Annotated in this window: 21 protein-coding genes and 3 tRNA genes; 19 read left to right on the top strand and 5 right to left on the bottom strand. The window is 48.5% G+C overall.

Translation table 11 applies throughout. The features are described 5' to 3' along the window. Positions 1-163: 163 nt before the first annotated feature. The 4 genes from NE473_RS23940 to NE473_RS23925 all read right to left on the bottom strand — a co-directional run bounded on the left by NE473_RS23940 (position 164) and on the right by NE473_RS23925 (position 3,813). Positions 164-532, bottom strand: coding sequence for a hypothetical protein (locus tag NE473_RS23940; protein ID WP_055651931.1), 369 nt, complete (start codon positions 530-532; stop codon positions 164-166). A 231-nt stretch (positions 533-763) separates the two neighbouring features. Beyond that, positions 764-1,564: an HAD-IIA family hydrolase gene (locus NE473_RS23935; protein WP_172682299.1), complete on the bottom strand. Its 801-nt coding sequence runs from the start codon at positions 1,562-1,564 to the stop codon at positions 764-766. Between the two features lie 11 nt (positions 1,565-1,575). Then, positions 1,576-2,910, bottom strand: coding sequence for an ABC transporter substrate-binding protein (locus NE473_RS23930; protein WP_055651932.1), 1,335 nt, complete (start codon positions 2,908-2,910; stop codon positions 1,576-1,578). A gap of 15 nt (positions 2,911-2,925) precedes the next feature. Next, a complete protein-coding gene (locus tag NE473_RS23925; protein WP_022032431.1) occupies positions 2,926-3,813 on the bottom strand; it encodes a sugar phosphate isomerase/epimerase family protein in 888 nt (295 codons plus the stop codon). Between the two features lie 382 nt (positions 3,814-4,195). Between NE473_RS23925 and NE473_RS23920 the strand changes: the two genes are divergently transcribed. From NE473_RS23920 to NE473_RS23895, 6 genes are all read left to right on the top strand, one after another. Next, positions 4,196-5,077, top strand: coding sequence for a glycoside hydrolase family 43 protein (locus NE473_RS23920; RefSeq protein ID WP_055651933.1), 882 nt, complete (start codon positions 4,196-4,198; stop codon positions 5,075-5,077). Beyond that, positions 5,074-5,955: a helix-turn-helix domain-containing protein gene (locus NE473_RS23915; protein ID WP_006771440.1), complete on the top strand. Its 882-nt coding sequence runs from the start codon at positions 5,074-5,076 to the stop codon at positions 5,953-5,955. The genes NE473_RS23920 and NE473_RS23915 overlap by 4 nt, the downstream gene beginning before the upstream one ends. 168 nt (positions 5,956-6,123) lie before the next feature. Beyond that, a complete protein-coding gene (locus NE473_RS23910) occupies positions 6,124-7,458 on the top strand; it encodes an ABC transporter substrate-binding protein (RefSeq protein WP_055651934.1) in 1,335 nt (444 codons plus the stop codon). A 305-nt stretch (positions 7,459-7,763) separates the two neighbouring features. Continuing rightward, positions 7,764-8,669, top strand: coding sequence for a carbohydrate ABC transporter permease (locus tag NE473_RS23905; RefSeq protein ID WP_006771443.1), 906 nt, complete (start codon positions 7,764-7,766; stop codon positions 8,667-8,669). Positions 8,670-8,683: 14 nt separating this feature from the next. After that, positions 8,684-9,526, top strand: coding sequence for a carbohydrate ABC transporter permease (locus tag NE473_RS23900; RefSeq protein WP_055651935.1), 843 nt, complete (start codon positions 8,684-8,686; stop codon positions 9,524-9,526). A 67-nt stretch (positions 9,527-9,593) separates the two neighbouring features. Beyond that, a complete protein-coding gene (locus tag NE473_RS23895; protein WP_022031946.1) occupies positions 9,594-11,030 on the top strand; it encodes an MGH1-like glycoside hydrolase domain-containing protein in 1,437 nt (478 codons plus the stop codon). Between the two features lie 137 nt (positions 11,031-11,167). Here NE473_RS23895 and NE473_RS23890 read toward each other — a convergent pair whose 3' ends face one another. Next, entirely contained in the window at positions 11,168-11,560 is a 393-nt protein-coding gene (locus tag NE473_RS23890) for a desulfoferrodoxin family protein (protein WP_055651936.1), read from the bottom strand. A gap of 193 nt (positions 11,561-11,753) precedes the next feature. On the opposite strand from NE473_RS23890, the gene NE473_RS23885 reads away from it, so the two are divergent. The 13 genes from NE473_RS23885 (at position 11,754) to NE473_RS23825 (ending at position 22,407) form a co-directional block, all read left to right on the top strand. Then, positions 11,754-12,185 (top strand): hypothetical protein, encoded by a 432-nt coding sequence (locus tag NE473_RS23885; RefSeq protein ID WP_006771448.1) that lies wholly within the window; start codon positions 11,754-11,756, stop codon positions 12,183-12,185. 42 nt (positions 12,186-12,227) lie between these two features. Continuing rightward, positions 12,228-13,148, top strand: coding sequence for a DUF1848 domain-containing protein (locus tag NE473_RS23880; protein ID WP_055651937.1), 921 nt, complete (start codon positions 12,228-12,230; stop codon positions 13,146-13,148). A gap of 25 nt (positions 13,149-13,173) precedes the next feature. Continuing rightward, positions 13,174-15,021 (top strand): putative bifunctional diguanylate cyclase/phosphodiesterase, encoded by a 1,848-nt coding sequence (locus NE473_RS23875; RefSeq protein WP_055651938.1) that lies wholly within the window; start codon positions 13,174-13,176, stop codon positions 15,019-15,021. Between the two features lie 145 nt (positions 15,022-15,166). Further along, positions 15,167-15,239 (top strand) — tRNA-Phe (locus tag NE473_RS23870). 45 nt (positions 15,240-15,284) lie between these two features. Next, a tRNA-Gly gene (locus NE473_RS23865) sits at positions 15,285-15,355 on the top strand. 80 nt (positions 15,356-15,435) lie between these two features. Next, positions 15,436-15,507 (top strand) — tRNA-Gly (locus tag NE473_RS23860). A gap of 225 nt (positions 15,508-15,732) precedes the next feature. Beyond that, positions 15,733-16,590 carry a MurR/RpiR family transcriptional regulator gene (locus NE473_RS23855; RefSeq protein WP_022031948.1) on the top strand — a complete coding sequence of 286 codons (858 nt, stop codon included), beginning with the start codon at positions 15,733-15,735 and terminating at the stop codon, positions 16,588-16,590. Between the two features lies 1 nt (position 16,591). Beyond that, positions 16,592-17,482, top strand: a complete 891-nt coding sequence (gene murQ / locus NE473_RS23850) for an N-acetylmuramic acid 6-phosphate etherase (RefSeq protein ID WP_055649426.1) — start codon at positions 16,592-16,594, stop codon at positions 17,480-17,482. A gap of 57 nt (positions 17,483-17,539) precedes the next feature. Further along, positions 17,540-18,979 (top strand): PTS transporter subunit EIIC, encoded by a 1,440-nt coding sequence (locus NE473_RS23845; RefSeq protein ID WP_055649425.1) that lies wholly within the window; start codon positions 17,540-17,542, stop codon positions 18,977-18,979. 4 nt (positions 18,980-18,983) lie between these two features. Next, a complete protein-coding gene (locus tag NE473_RS23840) occupies positions 18,984-20,054 on the top strand; it encodes a MupG family TIM beta-alpha barrel fold protein (protein ID WP_055649424.1) in 1,071 nt (356 codons plus the stop codon). A gap of 154 nt (positions 20,055-20,208) precedes the next feature. Then, the gene (locus tag NE473_RS23835; RefSeq protein ID WP_022031952.1) at positions 20,209-20,655 is read left to right on the top strand and encodes a DUF2975 domain-containing protein; all 447 of its coding nucleotides are present in this window, start codon (positions 20,209-20,211) and stop codon (positions 20,653-20,655) included. Positions 20,656-20,666: 11 nt separating this feature from the next. Then, positions 20,667-20,885: a helix-turn-helix domain-containing protein gene (locus NE473_RS23830; protein ID WP_022031953.1), complete on the top strand. Its 219-nt coding sequence runs from the start codon at positions 20,667-20,669 to the stop codon at positions 20,883-20,885. Positions 20,886-20,994: 109 nt separating this feature from the next. After that, complete coding sequence (locus NE473_RS23825; protein ID WP_055649423.1) at positions 20,995-22,407, top strand: redoxin family protein; 1,413 nt, start codon at positions 20,995-20,997, stop codon at positions 22,405-22,407. Positions 22,408-22,417 lie beyond the last annotated feature (10 nt).

The following is a 22,417-nucleotide window of genomic DNA, read 5'->3' as shown; positions in this document are numbered from 1 at the left end:
ATTGATAACACATATCCCTGAAGATTTATCTTTTATGATCCGGGTGGCCCATGTTCCATAGATGGCATAACCAGGGTTTAATGTAATATCTTTGACAATTAATCCAGTTATGCTGGCTAAATCACTACTTTATAATCGAACATTTATTCTTGTGTGCTGAGAATTAGAGTCCTTGTGATATATTTTCCTTTGTGATACTACAAAATTCGCTAATATTTTGATCTGTAATTTGCTGACGAATTAAAGAACGTACTTTTTCATCACTAAATAAAGAAGATACTGGTTTTCCCATAATTCTAACTGTGTTTATTTCTTTTGCTATATAACCTTTGACAAAGGTATTTATGCTGCAAAGCATTTCGGTGTCTAAGCATACGCAACCGTCATTTATAGTGGCATTATCCCAAACTGGCGGATCGGTCATATAATTCTGTTCTGCCTCAAAGCAATATTTTACAATATCAGCCTCTTCATTATTGACAATAAGTTTCCCATTGCTAAAATCATATCCAAATGGAGCTGTTTTTTTCATGTAGCTACCTCCTCGAGTGTTTATAATTAAAGAATACATCATTTACTAAAAACGATCAAATAAATTTTATTAGTATTATGTAGGGGTTATTTGCGTGGCATACGAAATTTTATTGCAAATATAGTCAGAGTAATTAATAAAATGTTCGTCTGTATTCCGGTCGCCGGCAGTAAAAAAGCTGCAAAAGTGATTGTCACTTTTGCAACTTTTTTTGTATGGAAGAATGAAATTTTATTTTCTTAACAATTCCCCCATCTCCTTCAGAGAGAGATAGACGCCGTCCGGGCTTATTTTCGCATGCCTGAGATCCTCTCTCTTCGTCTCCCCGGTCAGCACCAGCAGCCCGGCCGCCCCGTTGTTAACGCCGGCCGCCACATCTGTATACAGACGGTCTCCGACAAAGGCGATCCGGTCTCTGGACACACCTGTTTTTTCCAGAATCATTTCAACGGTTTCAGGGTATGGTTTGCCCACATACTTAGGCTTTTTGCCTGTCGACAGTGTGATCGCCGCGCAAAAGGAGCCGCAGTCAGGGATAAAACCGTCTTCCGTCGGACAGTTGATGTCCAGATGTGTAGCCAGAAATTCCGCACCGCTTCGGATGTAATGGCATGCCCGTTCCAGCTTGTGATAGGTAAGCGTTGTATCAAAGCCCACCACCACAAGATCCGGCTGTTCTTCTGTCAGATGGATGCCGGCCTTCTCAAAGCTTTCGCGCAATACGGGAGTTCCAAGCAGATAGACCGTTTTTCCCGGATGAGAATGCTTCAGGTACTCAATCATCACATCTCCCGAAGTCATGATCTGACTGGAATCGATGAAGCAGTTCATAGACCTGAGCTTTTTTATATAGGCGCCGGAGGACTTCGAGGAGTTATTGGTGAAGAACAGATAACGCCGCCCTGTTTCCTGAAGCGTCTGCAGAAAGTCCAGGGAGCCTTCCAAAAGGTGTTCACCAAGATAAAAGGTTCCATCCATGTCCAACACAAAAAGCTCTGTCTTTTCAAGCAGTGATACTCTTTGCTCCTTCACGCCGTTCTCCTTTATGAGCCGCTTAATATTTCGTTGATTTCCACTTCCATCTCTTTCAGCGCGGTTTCAACGTCAAGATCTTCCTGAATGATTTCGTCCATCCAGTTTCTCCATGTGGTGGATACCTGACTCCAGTCGGTACGCTGGATTCCGGGAGTGATGATATCGAGGTTATCAAAAATAATCTGAAATTCCGGTTTTTGTGCCAGAAATGCCTTTCCTTCATCGGTTTCCTGTACAGATTTCCTGGTAGGCAGATAACCGGATTCAGAAGCCCATATCATGTTGACGTCCTTGCTCATTAAGTAGGAGAGAAATTCCCAGGAGGCATCCTTCACCTTCTGATCGTTTTTAGCCGGGAGAAAAAGGACGTTGCCGCCTAATACCTGTTCCTTTGTTTTTCCTCCGGGCAGCCAATCCATTCCGACGTCAAAGCTGCAGCTGTCGACAATGGTGTCATATAAAGAACTCGTATAGATGACGGACAGCGCCTTTCCGTCAATGAAGTTCTGGCGCATCACAGAAGCGGCGTCTTCCCCGGTTGCAAGGTAGGAGTAGCCCTTTTTGGTCCAGTCTTTCAAATCGGAAACCAGTTTGACTGAATGTTCAGAAGCAAGGTCAGTTTTGCCTTCGGCAGTAACCAACTGAACACCGTTATTGATAAAGAACGGCTCATAATACCATGTAATCCAGCCGGGAAATACCATGCCGTAGCGGTTGGTTTTGCCGTCTGCGCTGATATCGGAGGCCTTCTCTAAAAACGAGGGTATTTCATCCCAGGTTTTCGGAATCTGAAGCCCTAATTCGTTTAATAAATCCCTGTTATAGTATACTACCTCGGTAGATACCAGAAATGGAAGTGCTACCTGTACATCCTCGTATTTTGCAGCCTGAATCAAACCTTCTCCAAAATCGTCTATCTCAAATCCGTCGCGCTGAATATAAGGGCCCAGGTCTTCGCATAAACCGCCTGCGCCATAAGCGGTAACGTAAGGGATATTGGCCATGGCAACGCCCGGCAGGTTGGTATTTGCCGCATTTGCGGAAACGATGGCTTCGTTTAATGCAGTATAATTCCCGATATACATTGGCTTAATCACGATGTTGTCATGAGAATCATTGAATTCACCAACAACGCGGTTCAGTGTTTCCTGGTACTGGCTTTCTAAGGCATGCCAGAATTCTATCTCCAATACATCGGAGGCAGCTTCTGTATCCGCAGCGGTTTCTGCCGCCGGAGCTTTCGAAGTGTTTGCCTCTGCCGTTGTTTCTTTGTTGGCTGCGGAACAGCCGCTTATTGCGATAACTGTAAGTAATGCGATCCCCACCAAATACTTTCTAACCATATCTTCTCCTTTTCGTTAGTCTGCCAGTGTAAGCAGATATTCCCCCAGTTCATACGCATAACGCATCATTGCATCAATCATTGGATCAGGCAGCCTGTCTGTCATTTTGTGAGTTTCGTAAGCGAACACACCCTGATAGTTGATTTTTTTCAGGGTTTTCATGATGGGTTCCCACTCTACGGTGCCAAGAAATGGAAGTAAATGATCGTCGATGACTCCGTAGTTATCCTGAACATGTGTGGCAATCAGACGGTCTCCCATCATTTCAAGACACTCCGGCTGGTTCCAGTGCATCAAATTTGCATGTCCAAAATCCCAGACAATCCCCACGTTGTCATAAGACTGATGCAGTGTGTCAACCAGGTCGATCAAGTCTTCCGGATCGGCCAGATAACGGGGAACACGAACCCGTTTTTCGCTGTCGTTTAAATCGAATAGATTTTCTATGGCCAGTTTCACGCCATATTTTGCGGCAAACTCCAGATGGGGTTTGAAATATTCGATATTTTCCTGCTTGTTTTTGCGGTAATCCGGGCGGTAAGGACGCGAACCCCCATGAATAACGACAATGCCTGCTCCCAGTTCCGACGAAGCGATGATAGAACGGCGAACCATCTCTTCCTCTTCCTCCCGATATGGATAGTCCGGATTGATCACATTATAGAACGGGGCGTGAGACTGGCTGACTGTCATTCCGAGTTCTTCAATTAACGCCCTGCATTCCTTTATCCATTCTCTCCAGTTGTCGTAGTACAGTTCTGTTTTATGGCTCCTGGTCCATGCAAAGTTGAGGTCTAAATCCCGAAATCCCGCTTTGTGGATTCTGCGGATACTTTCCAACATGGGCCCTACACTTCCGTCCGGCCTCGGTCCATAGAACAATGTTGTTGTTGATAGTTTCATCTCTCTTCTCCTTAGTTTTATTAGCGATCTGACTGTTTTTTCTAACCCGTTTCCCCCTCCTTTTTATGATCTTTGATAACCATGCAGTCAGTCTGCTTCGTTCATTAAAAATAAAAAAGAGCAAGGCATCCGCGTGAAAGCATGCCTTACTCTTAATCTCATTAGCATTATTAATTTATAGTCTAGCATATGGATATCAGATCGTCAATGAATGTTTATATATTAACAAAGAATGGGTTGAAAACAAGGGAAAAATAGTGAAAATGACGAAAACCCCAAAATGCCAAAAGAGGAGGAGAGCCGAAGGTATGTTTTTTCCCGGACTTTTATGATATGATGAAAAAAATATGGAAAACGGCTTAGCCGGAAGGAGAAGAACATCATGAAAAACACAGAAATTAACATCAGGGATCCATTTGTACTCGCAGAGAACGGAACATACTATATGTACGGGACGAGGGCCGCTACCTGCTGGATGGTGGCAACCGGCTTTGACTGTTATGTCAGTGAAGATATGGAAAACTGGGACGGACCGTACGAAGTGTTCCGTAAACCGGAGGACTTCTGGGCGGATATGAACTGCTGGGCTCCGGAAGTACATAAATACCAGGGGGCTTACTACATGTTTGCAACATTTAAGGACAGCAGTGTACATGGGGGAACTGCGATCTTAAAGTCGGAGAGTCCGCTGGGGCCGTTCGTAATGCACAGTGACCGTCAGATCACGCCGAAGGACTGGGAGTGTATTGACGGGACATTCTATGTGTCACCTGACGGAAAACCATATATGGTGTTTGTCCATGAGTGGGTTCAGATTTCGGATGGCAGTATCTGCGCGGTGGAGCTGAGCCGGGATTTGAGGGAGGCAGTATCTGACCCGGTGACATTATTTCATGCTTCGGAGGCCGCAGGCTGGGTAAAGCCGATCACCAATAAAAAGCGGCCGGGCCTTCATTATGTGACGGATGGGCCGTATCTGTACAGGACAGAAAGCGGCCGTCTCATCATGCTCTGGTCCAGCTTCGGAAAAGAGGGGTATACGGAGGCGCTGGCCTATTCGGATAATGGGGACATTACAGGTACATGGACACAGGATGACCGTCTGCTGTTTGAAAAGGACGGCGGCCACGGCATGATATTTGAGAGTAATTCCGGGGAACTGTATTTGACCCTGCATACGCCGAATGAACATTTGAAGGAGCATCCAGTATTTTACCGTCTGATCGAGGAGGAGGACACGCTGCGCGTAGCGGAAACATCATGAAAGAAGTATTCTTCACGGGGAAATGCGACGGGATCGGAATCAGCCACGTCGCCAGAGACTGTGATTTAACAGAGACTATCGGATTTTATAAGAATGAGTACCAGATTTACTATATTCTGGATGGAGAGCGGTTTTTCTATCAGGGAAGCAAAAGCTACCGGATGGACAGGGGGACGCTTACTTTTATTGACAAACGGCAGATTCCCTTCACGAATGTGATTGGGGGGAAATACCACGAGAGAATCTTAATTGAGGTGGATGAGAAATGGCTGGTCAGCATGGGAAAGGCCATGGAGCTGGACCTGATCGGTTTTTTTGCAAATTATCATGGCGTTTACCGGCTGGAAGGAAAGCATCTGGCGGCGGTGGAGAAAAAGCTTAAGAAGATGGAAGAGGTAATGGGGCAGAAGAGGGCCTTCGCGTCCGCGGAGGTAAAAAATCTTTTGATTTCCATTATCATTTCCATGCTGTACGGAGCGGGCACAAGGTGTGCGGAGTATCACATGCCCAACGGAAAGATGCTCCGTTACGCGAAGGCAAGGGAGATAATTCAGTATATCATGGAGCATTACTCGGAGGTCTACGGGCTGGAGGACCTGGCCGGAATCTTCTATATGGACAAAAGCTATTTGAGCCGGATCTTCAAAGAGGTGACTAATTTTACCGTAAATGAATTTATCAACTGCCAGAGAATCGGTCATGCCAGGGACATGCTGTTGGATGAGTCGTTGTCCATGGAGGAAATTTCTCAAAAACTGGGCTATGAAAGATTATCCTATTTTGACCGCGTTTTTAAGAAATATGTGGGAATGTCTCCGCTGCAGTACCGTAAATCCAAGCGGAAAAAGAATGAGGACGAGGAAAACCAGTCAATATAGTGCAAAAACCGGAGATTTTTTGATGGATTGGTGAAAGTGCCCAAATCGGTTGAAAAAATAAGTCTGAAATAGTAAGATATGTTTACAGAAACGTATCGGATCCGAAAAAAGCTTAAGCAGGTAACAAGTGAGAACAAAGACAGCGAAAGGTGTAAAAGGGGATCAATTATGAAATTAAGAAGACTTATGGCATTGACAACAGCGGTGGTTATGGCAGCATCACTGACCGCGTGCGGAGGACAGAAAACCGAGACAAATACACAGGAGGCGGACAGCGGAAAAGAATCGGCAGCGTCCGGTGAGCAGATCACACTGCGCATGGCGTGGTGGGGATCACAGACGAGGCATGACGCTACGAACAAAGTAATTGAAATGTATGAGGAACAGAATCCGAATGTACATATTGAAGCGGAGTTTTATGATTTTGACAGCTACTTTACAAAGCTGGATACTTTGGTGGCAGCCGATGATGTATGGGATATCTTCCAGATGGGCGGAAACTTCCCGAAATATATAAACAGCATTGAACCAATGGACTCCTATATTGAAGCAGGAACCATTGATGTAAGCGATACCACAGAGAACTTCCTGGCGACCACGAGAGACAACGACGGCACCCAGGTGGGAATCTCCATTGGAACCAACACTTACGGAATCGCTTACGATCCGGCCATGTTTGCAGAAGCAGGACTGGCAGAGCCGTCTGATAACTGGACATGGGATGAGTGGAAGGCCGACTGTCTGGCGATTACAGAGAAACTGGGAATCTACGGAAGCTCAAAGATGGATAACTTCATTGCGGGTGTAACACAGAGAGCTTCTCAGGCTGAGAAGGATGGAAACTTCTTTAAGAAGACCAACGATGGCCTGGAATTTACTGATACAGCCACATTTGCATCGTATATGCAGATGATCAAAGATTTAACCGATGCAGGATCGTATCCTGATGCAGGAGCAATCAAGGAGATCAAGGACATTGAAGGCGACTATCTGGTGACAGAAGACGCCGCCATGACCTGGGTATCCTCCAACCAGATTGCCTCCATCGTCAATGCAGCGGGCAGAGAAATAAAGATCGCGCCGGTACCGCGTATCACAAAGGACGGTTCCTACGGAATGGGAGTTCAGTCCTCCCAGCAGTTATGCATGGCTAAGAGTTCCAAAAACAAAGAAGAGGCGGCTAAGTTCATCAATTACTTTGTCAATGACATCGAAGCCAACAAAGTATTAAACGGCGAGCGCGGTGTACCGATCATGTCGAAAGTAAGAGACGTAGTCATGGAGCAGGCAGACGACAGCAGCAAGATGATCTACGATTTCGTAGACAAAATCGGAAACTTCCCCAAAGAAGACTGCAACGTCATCAGCCCGGACCCAAAGACGGAGATAGAAGATCAGTACAAGCTGCTGCTTGAGAAAGTACAGTACGGAGATGTAACCCCAGAAGACGCGGCCAGGCAATTAGTCGAATTCGCGGAGAGTAAATTTACACGCCAGCAATGAGCCATGCGAAAAAGGGCAAATGCAGATCTGCGTTGTGCTCGCACATAAGCAGATCTGGGTTTGTCCTTTTTCATAGGGCGAAGCCCGTGACCGAGACAGCGTGCCCCGCTTTACCGGGTATGAAGCGAAGCGGAATCGAGGTGCATGGCGGACTACCGGGAGGCTCCACAGAATCAAATCACATGGCGGACTACCGGGATACCTCACAAAACCGAGGCACCGCAAACCAGCAAAAGGCAGGTGGGATCAGCCCCTATATTCACCTCACCTGCCTTTTCTGTGCAAAAAAATGGAGGAAATGACCAATGGAAGAAAGGAAAGCCAGCATAAAAAAGTTCTGGTACAACGACAACACGGTGGGCTATATATTCTCGCTCCCGTTTATTATCGGTTTTCTGGCATTCACCCTGATACCGATAGCGGTTTCCATGTACTATTCGGTAACCGACTACAAACTGGGCCAGACGCCGGCATTTATCGGAATACAAAACTATCTGGATCTGTTAAAAGATGAGCGATTCATCAATTCCGTAAAAGTAACGTTGATATACGTCGTTACATCAGTGCCGACGAAGCTGATTTTCGCTCTGTTTGTGGCTTATTTGCTGACACAGGGAAGACGGGGAGTCACATTTTACCGTTCCCTGTATTACGTACCGTCCTTAATCGGAGGAAGTATCGCGGTAGCCCTGGTATGGAAGACGATCTTTTCCAGAAAAGGTCTTGCCAACACCATCCTGGCTTCCCTGGGACTGCAAAAGCTGTCCTGGCTTGGCGATCCGAAGCTGTCCATGGGAATCCTGGTCCTAATGTCGGCCTGGCAGTTCGGCTCCTCGATGATCATCTTCGCAGCAGGCCTGAAAGAAATCCCGGGCAGCTATTACGAGGCGGCTGAGATTGACGGAGCAAATAAATGGCAGCGTTTCCTGCGCATCACGCTTCCCTGCCTTTCCCCTATCATTCTCTATAACCTGGTTATGCAGACGATCACGGCGTTCATGGCCTTTACCCAGGCATTTGTCATCACCCAGGGCGGACCTAACGATGCAACCAACTTCTACGCGCTCTATGTCTACAACCACGCGTTCAAATGGTCCAATATGGGGTATGCCAGTGCAATGAGCTGGCTCATGCTGGTTTTAATCAGCTTAATCACATTTATTCTCTTTAAATCCTCGAAGTTCTGGGTATTTTCTGAGGCAGATCAATAAGGAGGGGAAAGATTATGACGAAAAAACACAAAATCGAAGCAGTCCTTTACCATTTGTTTGTGTGCCTGTTCGGACTCCTTATGATATATCCGGTGCTCTGGATGATCAGCGGCTCACTCAAAAATAACACGGAAATCTTAAACGGAGGAATGAATTTGATTCCTCCGGCCTGGAGAGTAGAAAATTTCGCCAACGGCTGGAAGGGATTCGGCGGAATCAGTTTTGCCACCTTCTTCTCCAACTCGTTTTTCGTAGCCGCGGTATCGACACTTGCCACGGTACTGTCGTCAGCCTGTGTGGCTTACGCATTTTCGAGGGTGAAATACAAAGGGAGAAATATCTGGTTCACTGCCATGATCTGCACGATGATGATCCCGACACAGATTATTCTGGTGCCGCAGTACATCATCTACAATAAACTTGGCTTCGTAGGAACGTACCTCCCTTTAATCCTGCCGCATTTCTTCGGTCAGGCGTTCTTCATCTACCAGATGATGCAGTTCGGAGCCGGCATTCCGAAAGATTTAGACGAGGCGGCCATCATCGACGGATGCAGCAAATATACGATTTTTACAAAGATATTTCTGCCGCTTTTAAAGCCCTCCATTGTAACCACGATCATCATTCAGTTCTACTGGAAATGGGACGATTTCATGTCGCCGATGATCTACTTAAGCAAGCCCAGAATGTACACGGCTTCCGTGGCCATCAAGAATTTTGCGGATTCCACCTCCACTACGGACTATGGCGCCATGTTTGCCATGTCCACGCTGTCACTGATTCCGGTATTCCTGATTTTCCTGTTTTTCAACCGGTATCTGGTAGAGGGAATCAGCACGAGCGGCATCAAGGGCTGATATCTGCGGTACTGTGAAACAGCGGTATTACGACACTGCAATATAATGACACAGAGAGGAAAAACGTGTGAAAAATCAAACGAGTGTATCATTTCAGACCTCCTGCGGCCTGCTGCAGAAGCTGGTGGATACGGCTGAAAGAAAGTCCAGAGAGAATCTGAAACAGTTTGGCGGCAGACTGGTGCTGATTGAAGGCGGCGGCTACGAAAAAATATGGCTGGAGACGCAGCCCATGGGCGGAGAGATGTACGCCAAACGGAATTTGGAAGCGGGAATCAACAATCAGCTGCTTTTTATGGAAAATCAGAGGGCGGACGGCAGAATTCCCGGAAGCGTAGCGTGTGAAGACGGGAAAATCATTCCCCAGTTCAATAAATTTCAGGGCTTTTGTTTTCCTTCCGCAGCTTTAAATGTATATTATTTGATGGGAAAGGATCCTGGATATCTCGATCTGCTTTACACCACGCTGGAGCGTTTTGACAGCTACTTATGGCGCGTGCGGGATTCTGACGGGGACGGCTGCCTGGAGACCTGGTGCAAATACGACACCGGGGAAGACCATGCCCTCCGGTACGGGGATGCACCCGACGACTGGAGTAAGGAGACCCCTCCGGAAGGATGCAGCGTGGTGCCCATGGCTTCCATGGATATTATGAGTTTTTCCTATGCGTCGAGAGAGACGCTGGCGAAGATCAGCAGAATCCGGAACGACATGGAGAAGATGGAATTCTGGAAGGAGAAGGCGGCACAGGTACAGGGGAAGATCCGGACCTATCTGTGGGACGAAACGGCAGGCGCCTGCTTTGACCGGGATAAGAATCACCGGGTTCTGCGCACCATGACCCATAATAATCTGCGGGCCATGTACTGGAACAGCTTTACCCAGCCGATGGCCGATCGCTTCGTGAACGACCATCTGCTGAATCCGGAGGAATTCTGGACGCATATGCCGCTTCCCTCGGTTGCGGTAAACGACCCGCTGTTCCGAAACGTGACGACCAATGACTGGAGCGGCCAGGCGGAGGCGCTGACATATCAGCGGGCCATCCGGGCGCTGGAAAACTACGGATATGACAGTCTGATTCCGGAACTGGGAGAAAAGCTGTTTCAGGCCATTGGCGAGGACTGTATCTTTGTCCAGCAGTATGACCCGTTTACGGCAGCGCCGTCGCTTGTCTGCCTGGAAGGGGAACAGGATTGTTATGGACCGGCTCTTTTATCGGTGCTGGAATACGCGGCCCGGATGTACGGCGTACATCTGGAACAGGACACGGTCTTCTGGGGGACTGTGGGCGGCTATGAGAGCGTTTATGAACAGATCTGGGGGGATCGCTCCTTTAAACTGGTGCAGAGCGGAAATGGAGCGGAAGGCTTTATAAACGGGAAAAAAGTATTTGAAGCCGGGCCGGGAATCAAAGTGATAACCGGACTGGATGGAACTGTGCTGGAGGTTAAAAAGATGTCAAAGGATGGAGATGTCAGAAGGCTCCGGCAGAAGATATAGAGACAGGGAAATACTATAGGATATGACAGAAGCAAAGCAGAGGAACGCCCCGAAAGCAGATGTTCGGAGCATTCCTCTTTTTTGCATTGCCGTGTTTTTTGAACCCCTGATCTGCTGCATTCCACGGTCCGGTCTTTTTATGCTTCAGTTTTCCAGAAGCCGTGGAGGTTGCACCAGGCGTAGGCGGCTTTCGGAGCGTCACCGTCCTCCAGCGTAAAATAGGCAACCGGATCACAGGCAGAGTCTAAGGGAACGCGCATGGTGACGCCGGCCTCTGTCTCCAGACAGATCCAGCCGATGTTATGCTCCTCGCTCATGGGATGAAAGATGCTTCCGACCTTTACCGTTACACGATTCCCGTCAGTTTCAATGATGGGGAGATGCTTTTCGGAAGCGCCTTCCGAGGTGTTGGGATCCAGGATTTCAAATGGTTTTAAGCTGTCCGGGACTGCCGCGTTTGGCATTCCTGTGATGGCCTCGAGTACAACGAGATGGTCTCTGTCCGTTAAAAATACAGGCTGTTTATTCATAGAATCCTCCAGTCATCATGATAAATTCATAAAGTAGTCAGTTACGGATACTCCATTATTTTTCCTGTACTGCCGCCGTTTTATGCATGAATCTGAAAAGCTTTGCGGTTTCACTGCCGCCGGGAGAATGAATTGCTGCATTTTACCCCATACTATCAGGGAAATTAATAATGAATGAAAAGAGGTGTTGGAGATGAGCGCAGATGCGGAAATGCTTAACTTTGTCTATCAGAACTCCCAGATGGGAGTTGAGACCTTAAACCAGCTGCTTCCTATGATTGATAACGAGGCGTTTAAGAAGCGGATCGAGGCACAGCTTAAGGAGTACAAGCAGATTCACGAGGAAGCGAAAGAACTTTTAAACCGCCATGGCTACGATGAAAAGGGAATTGGAGCCCTGGAAAAAATTATGACCTATCTCATGATAGACATGAAGACCCTGATGGATAAGTCTTCCTCTCACATTGCGGAAATGCTGATTCAGGGAAGTAATATGGGAATTATTGATGCGGTCAAACGGATTAACCAGTATGAGAAAGAGGCGGAGAAAGAGGTGACGGCTCTGATGAAGCGTCTTCTCAAATTTGAGGAGAATAATGTGGAACGGTTGAAGGACGCTCTTTAATAGGGTATAATGGCTTTAGCATAAACGGAACGGAGACCGGCCATGATACTGAGCGTGAGCAGAAGAACGGATATTCCACAGTACTATTCCGACTGGTTTTTTAATCGAATGAAAGAGGGATTTCTCTACGTGAAGAATCCGATGAACAGCCACCAGGTCAGCAGGATTGAGCTGTCTCCTGATCTGGTGGATCTGGTGGTGTTCTGGACGAAGAATCCGGAGCCCATGATGAAACGGATTGATGAACTGGGAGAAATCCCGTATTACATACAGTTTACACTGACGGGATATGGACGCGGCATGGAACCGGGGCTTCCGGACAAACGGGAACTGATCCGCATATTTCGAGAAACAGCAGAAACGGCTGGCAGGAACCGGATGGTATGGAGGTACGATCCGGTATTGTTAAATGAAAGATATCCTGCAGAGTACCATTTCCGTGCATTTGAGGCGATAGCAGAAGGGATCTTCGGCTGTACGGACAAGGTGGTCATAAGCTTTCTGGACTGTTACGGGAAGACGAAACGAAATATGAGAGGGATTCCTCTGGAGACGCCGGACGCGGAGACTATGAAACGGATGGGGGAGACATTCGTTAAGACGGCGGAGCGGTTTGGCATGAGGGTGGAGAGCTGCGCGGAGGCCGTTGATTTGAGTGATGTGGGAATCCGGCACGGAAGCTGTATCGACCCGGCCATGGCCGAACAGATTCTGGGGGTTCCAATCCATGTGAAGAAGGATAAGAACCAGAGGCCGGTGTGCGGATGTGTGGAGAGCGTGGAAACGGGGGCATACGACACCTGCCTGTGCGGCTGTAAATACTGCTATGCCAATGACAGTGAGGAAGCAGTAAAGAGACGGAGGGCAGTATACGATGCAGATTCGCCGCTTCTCTGCGGAACTGTGGAAGAAGGGGACCGGATAACGGTGCGCAGGACGGCTCGGATTCGGAGCGGAGAATAAGTCTTATCAGGGGGATACGATACAAATGAAAAAATATTTTAGAACGCTGCTTCTTCTGCTTTTAGGAATGCTTGTGGCGATCAGCGGGGTTTCGATCAAACGGATTTCAGATATTCGGGATTATGGGAAACTGATCAATTATGTGGGGATCGTGAGGGGCGCTTCCCAACGGGTGGTGAAGCTGGAGACGAACGGCCGGCCGGATGATGAACTGACTGCGTATGTAGAAGGCATTCTGAATGAACTGATGACCGGACAGGGGGTATACGGTCTGGTTCTTGCCGACTGCAGACAGTATCAGTTAGATTTGGACCTGCTGAAGGACCAGTGGGATCACGTTAAGAAAGAGATTGGCGAAGTGAGGCAGGGAGCGCGTGCAGATGCGCTGATTGATTCCAGCGAGAAGCTGTTTGAGATAGCCAATGACACGGTTTTTACCATTGAGCAGTATTCCGGTGAAATGGCGGAAAAGACAGCGCGTATGATTTTTGCAACAGCTCTGGTCAGTGCCGCTGCGTTTGCATTCACTGTCTATTTTTACATAAGGAAATTTTTTCAGTTAAAGGTTACAAATGAAAAGCTGGAGGAGTTAACGTCCAGAGATGAACTGACCGGGGCCTACCGTGCGGATAAGTTTTATTCGGAGGTAAACCGCATAATGGAGCGGGAACCGGATGCGAAGTTTGCGGTTTTATATATTGATTTCGAAAATTTTAAGTATGTAAATGACGTGTTCGGATATTCGTATGGGGACGATCTGCTGAAGGGATATGCACAGCTGGTCATGAGCCGCCTGAAAGAAGAGGAACTGCTGGCCCGCGATGTGGCGGACCGGTTCGTACTTCTGCGCCGTTACGAGACGCAGGAGGAACTGCTCGAGACCCAGAAAATGATGGATGAGGAGTTCTTAAACTCCGATATTGTCATGCTGAACCGTCATATGCTGACCATTGCATGCGGAATCTGCTGTGCAGAAGACCTGGTGGAAGAGCCGGAGGCGGTAAAGATGGTCAACCGGGCTAATTTTGCCCAGAAGGAAGTGAAGAATAAACCGGGAAAACACTATGCATTCTATGGGGAAGAGATCCGGCAGAAGCTGATCGCAGAGATGGCGGTCAAGGACCGTATGCAGGAAGGGCTCGATAATGAGGAGTTCGTTGTCTACCTGCAGCCCAAGGTAGGCGTGGAGGACGGCGCAGTGAAAGGTGCGGAGGCACTGGTGAGATGGGCGGTTCCGGGGAACGGACTGCTCTCCCCTGGGCTCTTTATTCCGGTGCTGGAGAAGAATCATTTTATTGGAAAAGTGGACCGTTACGTCTTCGAAAAAGTGTGTATATGGCTCCATGACAGGATGGCAAATGGGAAGACTGTGGTGCCAATCTCTGTAAATGTGTCAAAAATTCAGTTTTATAACCCGGATTTTATTCCAGTCTACGCAGGGATTAAGAAGCAGTACGGCATTCCTGACGGGATGCTGGAGATTGAACTGACAGAATCGGCGGCATTTGAACACGAGGAGTACCTGATGCAGGTGGTGAGAGAACTGCATGACAACGGATTTCTGTGTTCTCTCGATGACTTTGGCACCGGTTATTCTTCTCTGGGGCTTTTAAAAGACCTTCCTATCGACGTGATGAAGCTGGACGGTGTGTTTTTCCGTGTGAGCGTAGATGTGAACCGGGGACATACAATTTTAAAATACATTATTGATATGGTGAAGGAACTCAATATCAGTACGGTTGCCGAGGGAGTGGAACGTGAGGAGCAGGTGGAATTCTTAAAATCCGCAGGCTGCGATCTGATTCAGGGCTTTGCATTCTACAGACCGATGCCGGTGGAACAGTTTGAAGAGGTGCTGGACGGGCCGGTGTGATGTGCGGTTTTATAAAAAATATGAGTAATCAGATTAAATTTTTCTTGACAAATGAAGGGAAATCTTGTAAACTTATTCGTGTTGTGAGTGAGAGGAGCAGTTAATCGAAACTGATTCCGGATACGCACAGGGACATCGCATGTCTGCCCAGATAGCTCAGTTGGTAGAGCAGAGGACTGAAAATCCTCGTGTCGTTGGTTCGATTCCGACTTTGGGCATTGTACTCGCGAGAGTACATTTGAAATGCTTTTGGAATTTCCTTTGCGGGTGTAGTTCAATGGTAGAACACTAGCCTTCCAAGCTAGATACGTGGGTTCGATTCCCATCACCCGCTTTAGAAAATTTCTGTTGCATTTTCAAAAGATATGTGCTATAATGCCTTTACGAAAAGTTCATATTTTGTTTTTAGTTTATGCGCGAGTGGCTCAGTGGTGGAGTACAACCTTGCCAAGGTTGGGGTCGCGGGTTCGATCCCCGTCTCGCGCTCTTTTTATTTGGCGGCCGGATGCCTGCAGTTATGCGGGAGTCCGGTTTTTTTGTATCACAAAAACGTGTTTCTGTGATCCTCTTTCTTTTGCATTTCTTGTAAATCCGAAACTTTCTATTGAAATCCCACACAAAATCAGTCATAATATGCAATAAAATTTCATAATAATGCCGAATAATTGACACAATTATTTCACATGCTATGATGAAGGAGAGGTAGGAACTATGGCAGCGAAAGGATTGCTGCTGCGCCTGAAAGACTACCAGGTCAAGGCAAGCGCAGCGGAAAAGAATGCGGTAACAATCATCCTGAACCATCCGGATCTGGTGATTGGAAAGAGTATACACGAGTTTGCAGATTTGGCCTATGCGTCGCCGGCGACCATTATCAGACTCTGCAGAAAACTGGGCTGTGCGGGATACCGCGATTTTCAGCACGCGCTCGTATACGAAAACGCTCTGTTCAAGGACAGCAGGGAGATATCCGTTCAGGAGATCATTCCCACGCCGTCGACAGAGGATATTATTCAAAAGGTTACACGAAAAAACATCGAGTCTCTTGAGACGTCAAGAAAGCTGGTAGAACCGGAGATCATCGACACCTGCGTCAAAATGATCGAAGAAAGCAGGATTATCCAGCTGTTTGGACTCGGCTCCTCCTTACTCGTTGCACGAGACCTGTACTTAAAATTGATCCGTGTGGAGAAACTGTGTAATATCTGCGATGACTGGCACGCTCAGCTGCTGGCAGCGAGAACCATGAGAAAAGGCGATCTTGGCATTGTGATCAGCTATTCCGGTCTGACGGAGGAGATGATTACCTGTGCCAGGGCCGCAAAAGCCAACGGCGCCAGAATTATTGTGCTTACAAGGGCCGCTGACTCCAAGCTGGCAGCCGAGGCGGACTGCGTGCTGGCCGTAGCTGCCACGGAGCTGATTCTGCGCAGCGGAGCCATGTCGTCCAGAATTTCACAATTAAACATGGTAGATATCCTCTATGTTGCCTATGTAAATAAACACTATGAGAGCTGCATGAGGAGTTTCCCAAAAACACACATTCAAAAACCATTGGAGGAATATTAGAATGCTTGATTTGACAAAGCTGACAACAGAGACAAGAAATGATAAAACCATGAATTTAGATCAGATGACTCCGGCAGAACTGGCGGCCGTGATGAACGAGGAAGACGGAAATGTCGTTAAAGCCGTCAGGGAGGTGATCCCGGAGATCGCTACAGCGATCGAATGGGCGACGGAAAGCTTAAACCGCGGCGGAAGAATCATCTATATGGGCGCTGGAACCAGCGGCAGACTGGGCGTTCTGGATGCAGTTGAGTGTCCGCCTACCTTTGGAGTGTCTCCTGATCTGGTGATTGGTCTGATTGCCGGCGGTGAAGGGGCGTTCGTAAAGGCGGTGGAAGGCGCAGAGGACAGCCAGACCCTGGGCGTACAGGAGCTAAAGGATTTATCTCTCAACGAAAATGACATCGTAATCGGTCTCGCTGCAAGCGGAAGAACCCCCTATGTGATCCACGGTCTCGCATACGCGAATTCCGTGGGATGCAAGACGGTCGGAATCGCATGCAACCGGCAGTCGGAGGTGGGAAAAGCCGCGCAGCTTGCAGTTGAGCCCGTTACCGGCCCGGAGGTACTGACCGGTTCCACAAGGCTGAAGGCAGGTACGGCCCAGAAAATGATTCTGAATATGATATCAACCGGCAGTATGGTGGGATTCGGAAAGGTATATCAGAATCTCATGGTTGACGTTTTGCAGACCAATGAGAAGCTGGTTGTAAGGGCCCAGAATATCACCATGACGGCCACCGGCTGTACGAGAGAAGAGGCAAAAACCGCTCTTTTTGAGACTGACGGCCATGTGAAAACGGCCATTGTCATGATCCTGCTGAGCTGCGGCGCGGAGGAAGCGAGAAAGCATCTGGATGCAGCCCGCGGCCATGTAAGGAATGCTTTATAACAGACACATCATAGACGATCAGGCAGAAGGTCTGATCTTTGAAACAGGAGGGACCATATGAACTACAGGGAATTGAGTGAAAAGCTGCTCTCGCTGCTGGGCGGAAAAGAGAATATTCTGGGCAATGCCGCGTGCATGACCCGTCTGCGCATCAGCGTCAGAGACTTAAGCATTGTAGATATCGAAGCAATTAAAAAAGTGGACGGCGTGCTCGGCGTCGTGGAATCGGAAACACTTCAGATTATCCTGGGGCCGGGAAAAGTGAATAAGGCTCTGGAGGAGTTTTCCCGGCTGACAGGGCTGGCAAAGGGCGCAGTTTCGGATGCCCCGCCTTCCGCCGGCGGAACCGTGGAGGATCTGGCTAAGGAAAATAAAGCCGCACAGAAGGCCAAATACGATAAACCGCTTCAGAATTTTTTGAAGAAGATTGCCAATATTTTCGTGGCGCTTCTTCCGGGCATCATCGCAGCCGGTTTAATCAACGGAATCAGCAATGTGGTCAACGTCTCCACAGGAGGAGCGCTGAGCGGAATCTGGTGGTATGAATGCATCCGCACCATGGGCTGGGCCATGTTTGCCTACCTGCCAATCCTGGTCGGCTACAACGCTGCGAGAGAATTCGGCGGTTCCGCATCCCTGGGAGGAATTGCGGGCGCTATGTGTATTGCCAATACGGCGATGCCGCTTTTAGCTAAATATAACGACGCGCAGATCCTTCTGCCGATCACCGGTAATGTGTTCAACCCGGCAGCCGGCGGTATGCTTGCTGCTCTGATTGCAGGTGTGTTTTTCGCATTCTTAGAGAAGCATATCCGTAAGATTATGCCGGATCTGATCGATACGTTTATCAGTCCCCTGCTCGTATTAATCATCGGCGGCCTTGTGATTCTTCTGATCATACAGCCTCTGGGAGCAGCTCTGACATCCGGTATTTATACTGTTTTGACGTTTGTATATGAAAAACTCGGCGTTGTGGGCGGATATATCCTCTCGGCAGGCTTCCTTCCGCTGGTGGCAGTCGGTCTTCATCAGGCGCTGACGCCGATTCATGCCATGTTAAACGATCCGGCCGGCGCGACGCAGGGCATCAACTACCTTCTTCCCATGCTGATGATGGCAGGCGGCGGACAGGTAGGCGCAGGTCTGGCCCTATATTTCAAAACAAAGAACAAAAAGCTGAAAGGCTATATCCGCGATTCGATCCCGGTAGGTATCCTGGGTGTGGGTGAGCCTCTCATGTATGCGGTCACACTTCCGCTTGGAAAGTCCTTTATCACTGCCTGTCTAGGCGCCGGCGTCGGCGGTGTTCTCTCCGCACTGTTTCATTTGGGAACCGTATCCCAGGGTGTCTCGGGGCTCTTTGGCCTGCTGATCGTAAAACCGGGACAGCAGATTCCATATATTATCGCCATGGCTGCGGCTTACGCCGGCGGTTTTGTTCTGACCTGGTTCTTCGGCGTGGATGAGAAGCGGATCAACGAAGTCTATGGGGAATAAGCTTATGAAAACAGGAATATCACTCTATTTCAGCAATGGCGTGGAAAAGAACGAGGCGATGATCCGAAAAGCCCAAAATGCCGGTATCAGATACGCGTTTACCTCCATGCACATTCCGGAGGAGACGGGCATCGATTATAAAGCGGATGCCAGAAAGCTTTTGGGACAGTGCAGAGACGCCGGGATCAATCTGATTGTCGATGTCAGCCCGGTTACATTAGAAAAGCTGGGCTGCACCTCCTTTGAGGAACTGCTGGCGCTGGGAATAACCTATATCCGCCTTGACTTTGGATTTACAGCAGAGGAAACGGTGGCGCTTTCGGAAAAATTCCATATCGTTTTTAACGCCTCTACGATTTCACAGGAGGATATCCAGAACTGGAGGGCGGCGGGGGCTGATTTTACCCGCTTTGCCGCCTGCCACAATTACTACCCGAAACCGTATACCGGTTTGTCCCTTGACCGGGTAAAGGAGATGAATCAAAGGCTTAAAATTCTCGGTTTTACCACGATGGCGTTTGTTCCGGGGAATTCCGAGCTGCGCGGCCCTCTCTGTGAAGGGCTTCCCACGGTGGAGGAACACCGGTTTTCGAAGGACGAGGTGCTTCTTCACATGCTGGAACTGTACCGGGCGGATTCCGACATTGTTCTGGTGGGCGACAATGATGTGACGGAGGAAGTCTGGAAGCAGCTGGAGGAGCTGGGCAAAGGGTATGTGACCCTCCATGCGGATATGCTGCCCGGTTATGAATTTGAGAGAGCGGTGATCCATCATGACCGGCCGGATTCCAGCGAGTATGTGATCCGTTCCCAGGAATCCCGTTTTAACTGCCGGGACCGGGTCATTGCGGCAGAGACAGCGGCAGAATTTTCCGGTCAGAGGCTGGCCGGCAGGATCTGTATTGCCAATGAGGCGTATTTACGGTACATGGGCGAGCTTGAAATTTCCAGAATTGATCTGCCTTCCGATCCGCGTGTGAATGTGATCGGACAGGTGGCCGAAAAGGACAGAAAATACCTTCCGTATATCAGGGACGGGCTGGGATTTTACCTCTGTCCGGCTGACGGACGGTGATGAGAATCAGGAAGAAATCTTATTTGACGGATTTCTTCCTGATTTTTTGCTTCCGTATTTTCTGTTGCAATTCCCCTCTGCCCTGTGATAAACTTTCCTCATAAATGGCCGCTGCCGGAATGGCTGCGGAAACGGGAAAGAGGGAGTGGAAATTATGAATACGAAACTGGTTCGTTTTACGAAATATATGCTGGATGCCATGTTTTATATTGGGATAGTGCTGACGGCGGCGATCCCGGTCCTGTTTTATTTTTTCGGGAATTACATCGAGGCCTTCCGGAAATACTATGTATTTCAGTGTGTGATCTACATGGCTTCCGGGGTGATGGCGCTGTTAATCGTCCGGGAACTTCGGAAGATGTTTCAAACTGTCCTGACGGAGAATCCGTTTGTTATGGAAAATGCCGGTTCACTCAGGAAAATGGGAAAATGCAGTTTTATGACTGCATTTCTTTCCATTGTGCGTCTGCCTGTATCGCTCACTCCGGCGACGGCTGTGATCATCATCGTCTTTACTGTTGCCGGACTCTTCTCCATCGTGCTGTGCCAGGTATTTGAGAAAGCGGTGCAGTATAAGCTGGAAAACGATTTGACAATATAGGAGGGGACAGAATGGCGATTGTAGTAAATCTTGATGTCATGATGGCGAAGCGGAAAAAGGGATTGACGGAGCTTGCGGGCGAAGTGGATATCACCATGGCCAACTTATCTATTCTTAAAAATAATAAGGCGAAGGCTGTCCGTTTTACCACGCTGGAGGCGATCTGTAAGGCGCTGGACTGCCAGCCGGGAGACATTCTGGAATACGTTCCGGATAAGCCGGAGGAATAAATAGAAAAAAATTTCATAAAGTACTTGACAATATTAACTGTAACTTTTATAATAACAGTACAAACTGAAACAAATAAAATTACAGTTAATAACACGTTCAGGAGGCGATATGGGATTTTCAGTTGAGGTCGGAATACCGGCAATTACAGTTTTTATACAGGGACTTTTAAGCTTTTTCTCACCCTGCGTGCTGCCACTTGTACCGCTTTACATCGGATATCTGGCAGGCGGAACGAGGACCGTCGATGAAGAGGGACGCGTCCGGTATTCGAGAAAAAAGGTTATGATTAATACGCTGTTCTTTGTGATTGGCGTGAGCTTCGCATTTTTCCTGCTGGGCTTTGGCTTTACAGCGGCAGGCAGGTTCTTTGGCAGCAACAGAACCATGTTTGCACGGATCGGCGGTATTATCGTGGTCCTGTTCGGATTGTTCCAGCTGGGAGTATTTGGAAGCTCTGTGCTGGGGCAGGAGCGCCGCCTTCCCTTCCGTCTGAATCAGCTGGCCATGAATCCGCTCCTGGCGCTGGTGCTGGGCTTTACCTTCAGCTTTGCGTGGACTCCGTGTGTGGGACCGGCGCTGGCAAGCGTTCTTTTGATGGCGTCATCAGCGACCTCTCAGGGAACGGGCTTTTTGCTGATCGGCGTCTATACGCTGGGCTTCGTCATTCCGTTTCTGGCGGTGGGACTGTTTACCGGATCGGTGCTCGACTTCTTTAAGAAGCATCAGAACGTGGTAAAGTACACGACAAAGGCCGGCGGCGTGCTGATGATCGCCATGGGTGTTATGATGTTTACCGGCTGGATGAACGGAATTACCGGATACTTATCAAGCTTTGGCGTGGGCGGTCAGACAGTAACCGAGTCTCAGGCGCCTGCAGGCGGTGACAGCGGGACAGCCGAAGGAAAAGAGACAGCACCGCAGACCGAGGCGCAGAGTCCGTCAGATAACGGACAGAATCCGGACCAGAGCGCAGGACAGGGAACGGACAGCGGTCAGGATCCGGCAGGATCGGCAGCCGATGATGCCAGTGAGACAGACAGCAGCCTTCCGGATACGTCGGACCGTGTGGAAGCTCCTGATTTCACGCTGGTGGATCAGTACGGCGAAGAACATACGCTTTCAGATTACAAGGGAAAAGTCGTATTCTTAAACTTCTGGGCGACCTGGTGTCCGCCATGCCGCGAGGAGATGCCCGATATTGAGGCACTCTATAAGGAATATGGAGAAAATTCGGAGGATCTTGTCATTTTAAGTGTGGCAAATCCAAAAACGAAGGATAATCCCAACAATAATGACAAAACTATAGAAGAAGTGACAAAGTTTATGGAGGATAATGGATATTCTTATCCTGCACTTATGGACACAACGGGTGATGTTCTGTTACAATACTATATAACAGCATTCCCAACCACGTTCATGATTGACCGTGAAGGACGCGTCATCGGCTATGCCAACGGCGCGCTGACGAAAGATATTATGAAAAATATAATTACACAGGCGCTTTCAGAAAGCGCGGAATAAGGAGGAACCA

It is taken from the genome of Hungatella sp. SL.1.14 (assembly GCF_024460495.1).
GTDB classification, from domain to species: domain Bacteria; phylum Bacillota; class Clostridia; order Lachnospirales; family Lachnospiraceae; genus Hungatella; species Hungatella hathewayi.
The sequence above is the reverse complement of the archived record's forward strand: the minus strand, read 5'-3'. Positions and strand labels throughout refer to the sequence as shown.

Bases quoted from the DNA above. Each gene is read 5' to 3' on its own strand.
- NE473_RS23940 (WP_055651931.1), bottom strand. From the start codon at position 532: ATGAAAAAAACAGCTCCATTTGGATATGATTTTAGCAATGGGAAACTT.
- NE473_RS23930 (WP_055651932.1), bottom strand. From the start codon at position 2,910: ATGGTTAGAAAGTATTTGGTGGGGATCGCATTACTTACAGTTATCGCA.
- NE473_RS23925 (WP_022032431.1), bottom strand. From the start codon at position 3,813: ATGAAACTATCAACAACAACATTGTTCTATGGACCGAGGCCGGACGGA.
- NE473_RS23920 (WP_055651933.1), top strand. From the start codon at position 4,196: ATGAAAAACACAGAAATTAACATCAGGGATCCATTTGTACTCGCAGAG.
- NE473_RS23915 (WP_006771440.1), top strand. From the start codon at position 5,074: ATGAAAGAAGTATTCTTCACGGGGAAATGCGACGGGATCGGAATCAGC.
- NE473_RS23910 (WP_055651934.1), top strand. From the start codon at position 6,124: ATGAAATTAAGAAGACTTATGGCATTGACAACAGCGGTGGTTATGGCA.
- NE473_RS23905 (WP_006771443.1), top strand. From the start codon at position 7,764: ATGGAAGAAAGGAAAGCCAGCATAAAAAAGTTCTGGTACAACGACAAC.
- NE473_RS23900 (WP_055651935.1), top strand. From the start codon at position 8,684: ATGACGAAAAAACACAAAATCGAAGCAGTCCTTTACCATTTGTTTGTG.
- NE473_RS23890 (WP_055651936.1), bottom strand. From the start codon at position 11,560: ATGAATAAACAGCCTGTATTTTTAACGGACAGAGACCATCTCGTTGTA.
- NE473_RS23885 (WP_006771448.1), top strand. From the start codon at position 11,754: ATGAGCGCAGATGCGGAAATGCTTAACTTTGTCTATCAGAACTCCCAG.
- NE473_RS23880 (WP_055651937.1), top strand. From the start codon at position 12,228: ATGATACTGAGCGTGAGCAGAAGAACGGATATTCCACAGTACTATTCC.
- NE473_RS23875 (WP_055651938.1), top strand. From the start codon at position 13,174: ATGAAAAAATATTTTAGAACGCTGCTTCTTCTGCTTTTAGGAATGCTT.
- NE473_RS23855 (WP_022031948.1), top strand. From the start codon at position 15,733: ATGGCAGCGAAAGGATTGCTGCTGCGCCTGAAAGACTACCAGGTCAAG.
- murQ (WP_055649426.1), top strand. From the start codon at position 16,592: ATGCTTGATTTGACAAAGCTGACAACAGAGACAAGAAATGATAAAACC.
- NE473_RS23845 (WP_055649425.1), top strand. From the start codon at position 17,540: ATGAACTACAGGGAATTGAGTGAAAAGCTGCTCTCGCTGCTGGGCGGA.
- NE473_RS23840 (WP_055649424.1), top strand. From the start codon at position 18,984: ATGAAAACAGGAATATCACTCTATTTCAGCAATGGCGTGGAAAAGAAC.
- NE473_RS23835 (WP_022031952.1), top strand. From the start codon at position 20,209: ATGAATACGAAACTGGTTCGTTTTACGAAATATATGCTGGATGCCATG.
- NE473_RS23830 (WP_022031953.1), top strand. From the start codon at position 20,667: ATGGCGATTGTAGTAAATCTTGATGTCATGATGGCGAAGCGGAAAAAG.
- NE473_RS23825 (WP_055649423.1), top strand. From the start codon at position 20,995: ATGGGATTTTCAGTTGAGGTCGGAATACCGGCAATTACAGTTTTTATA.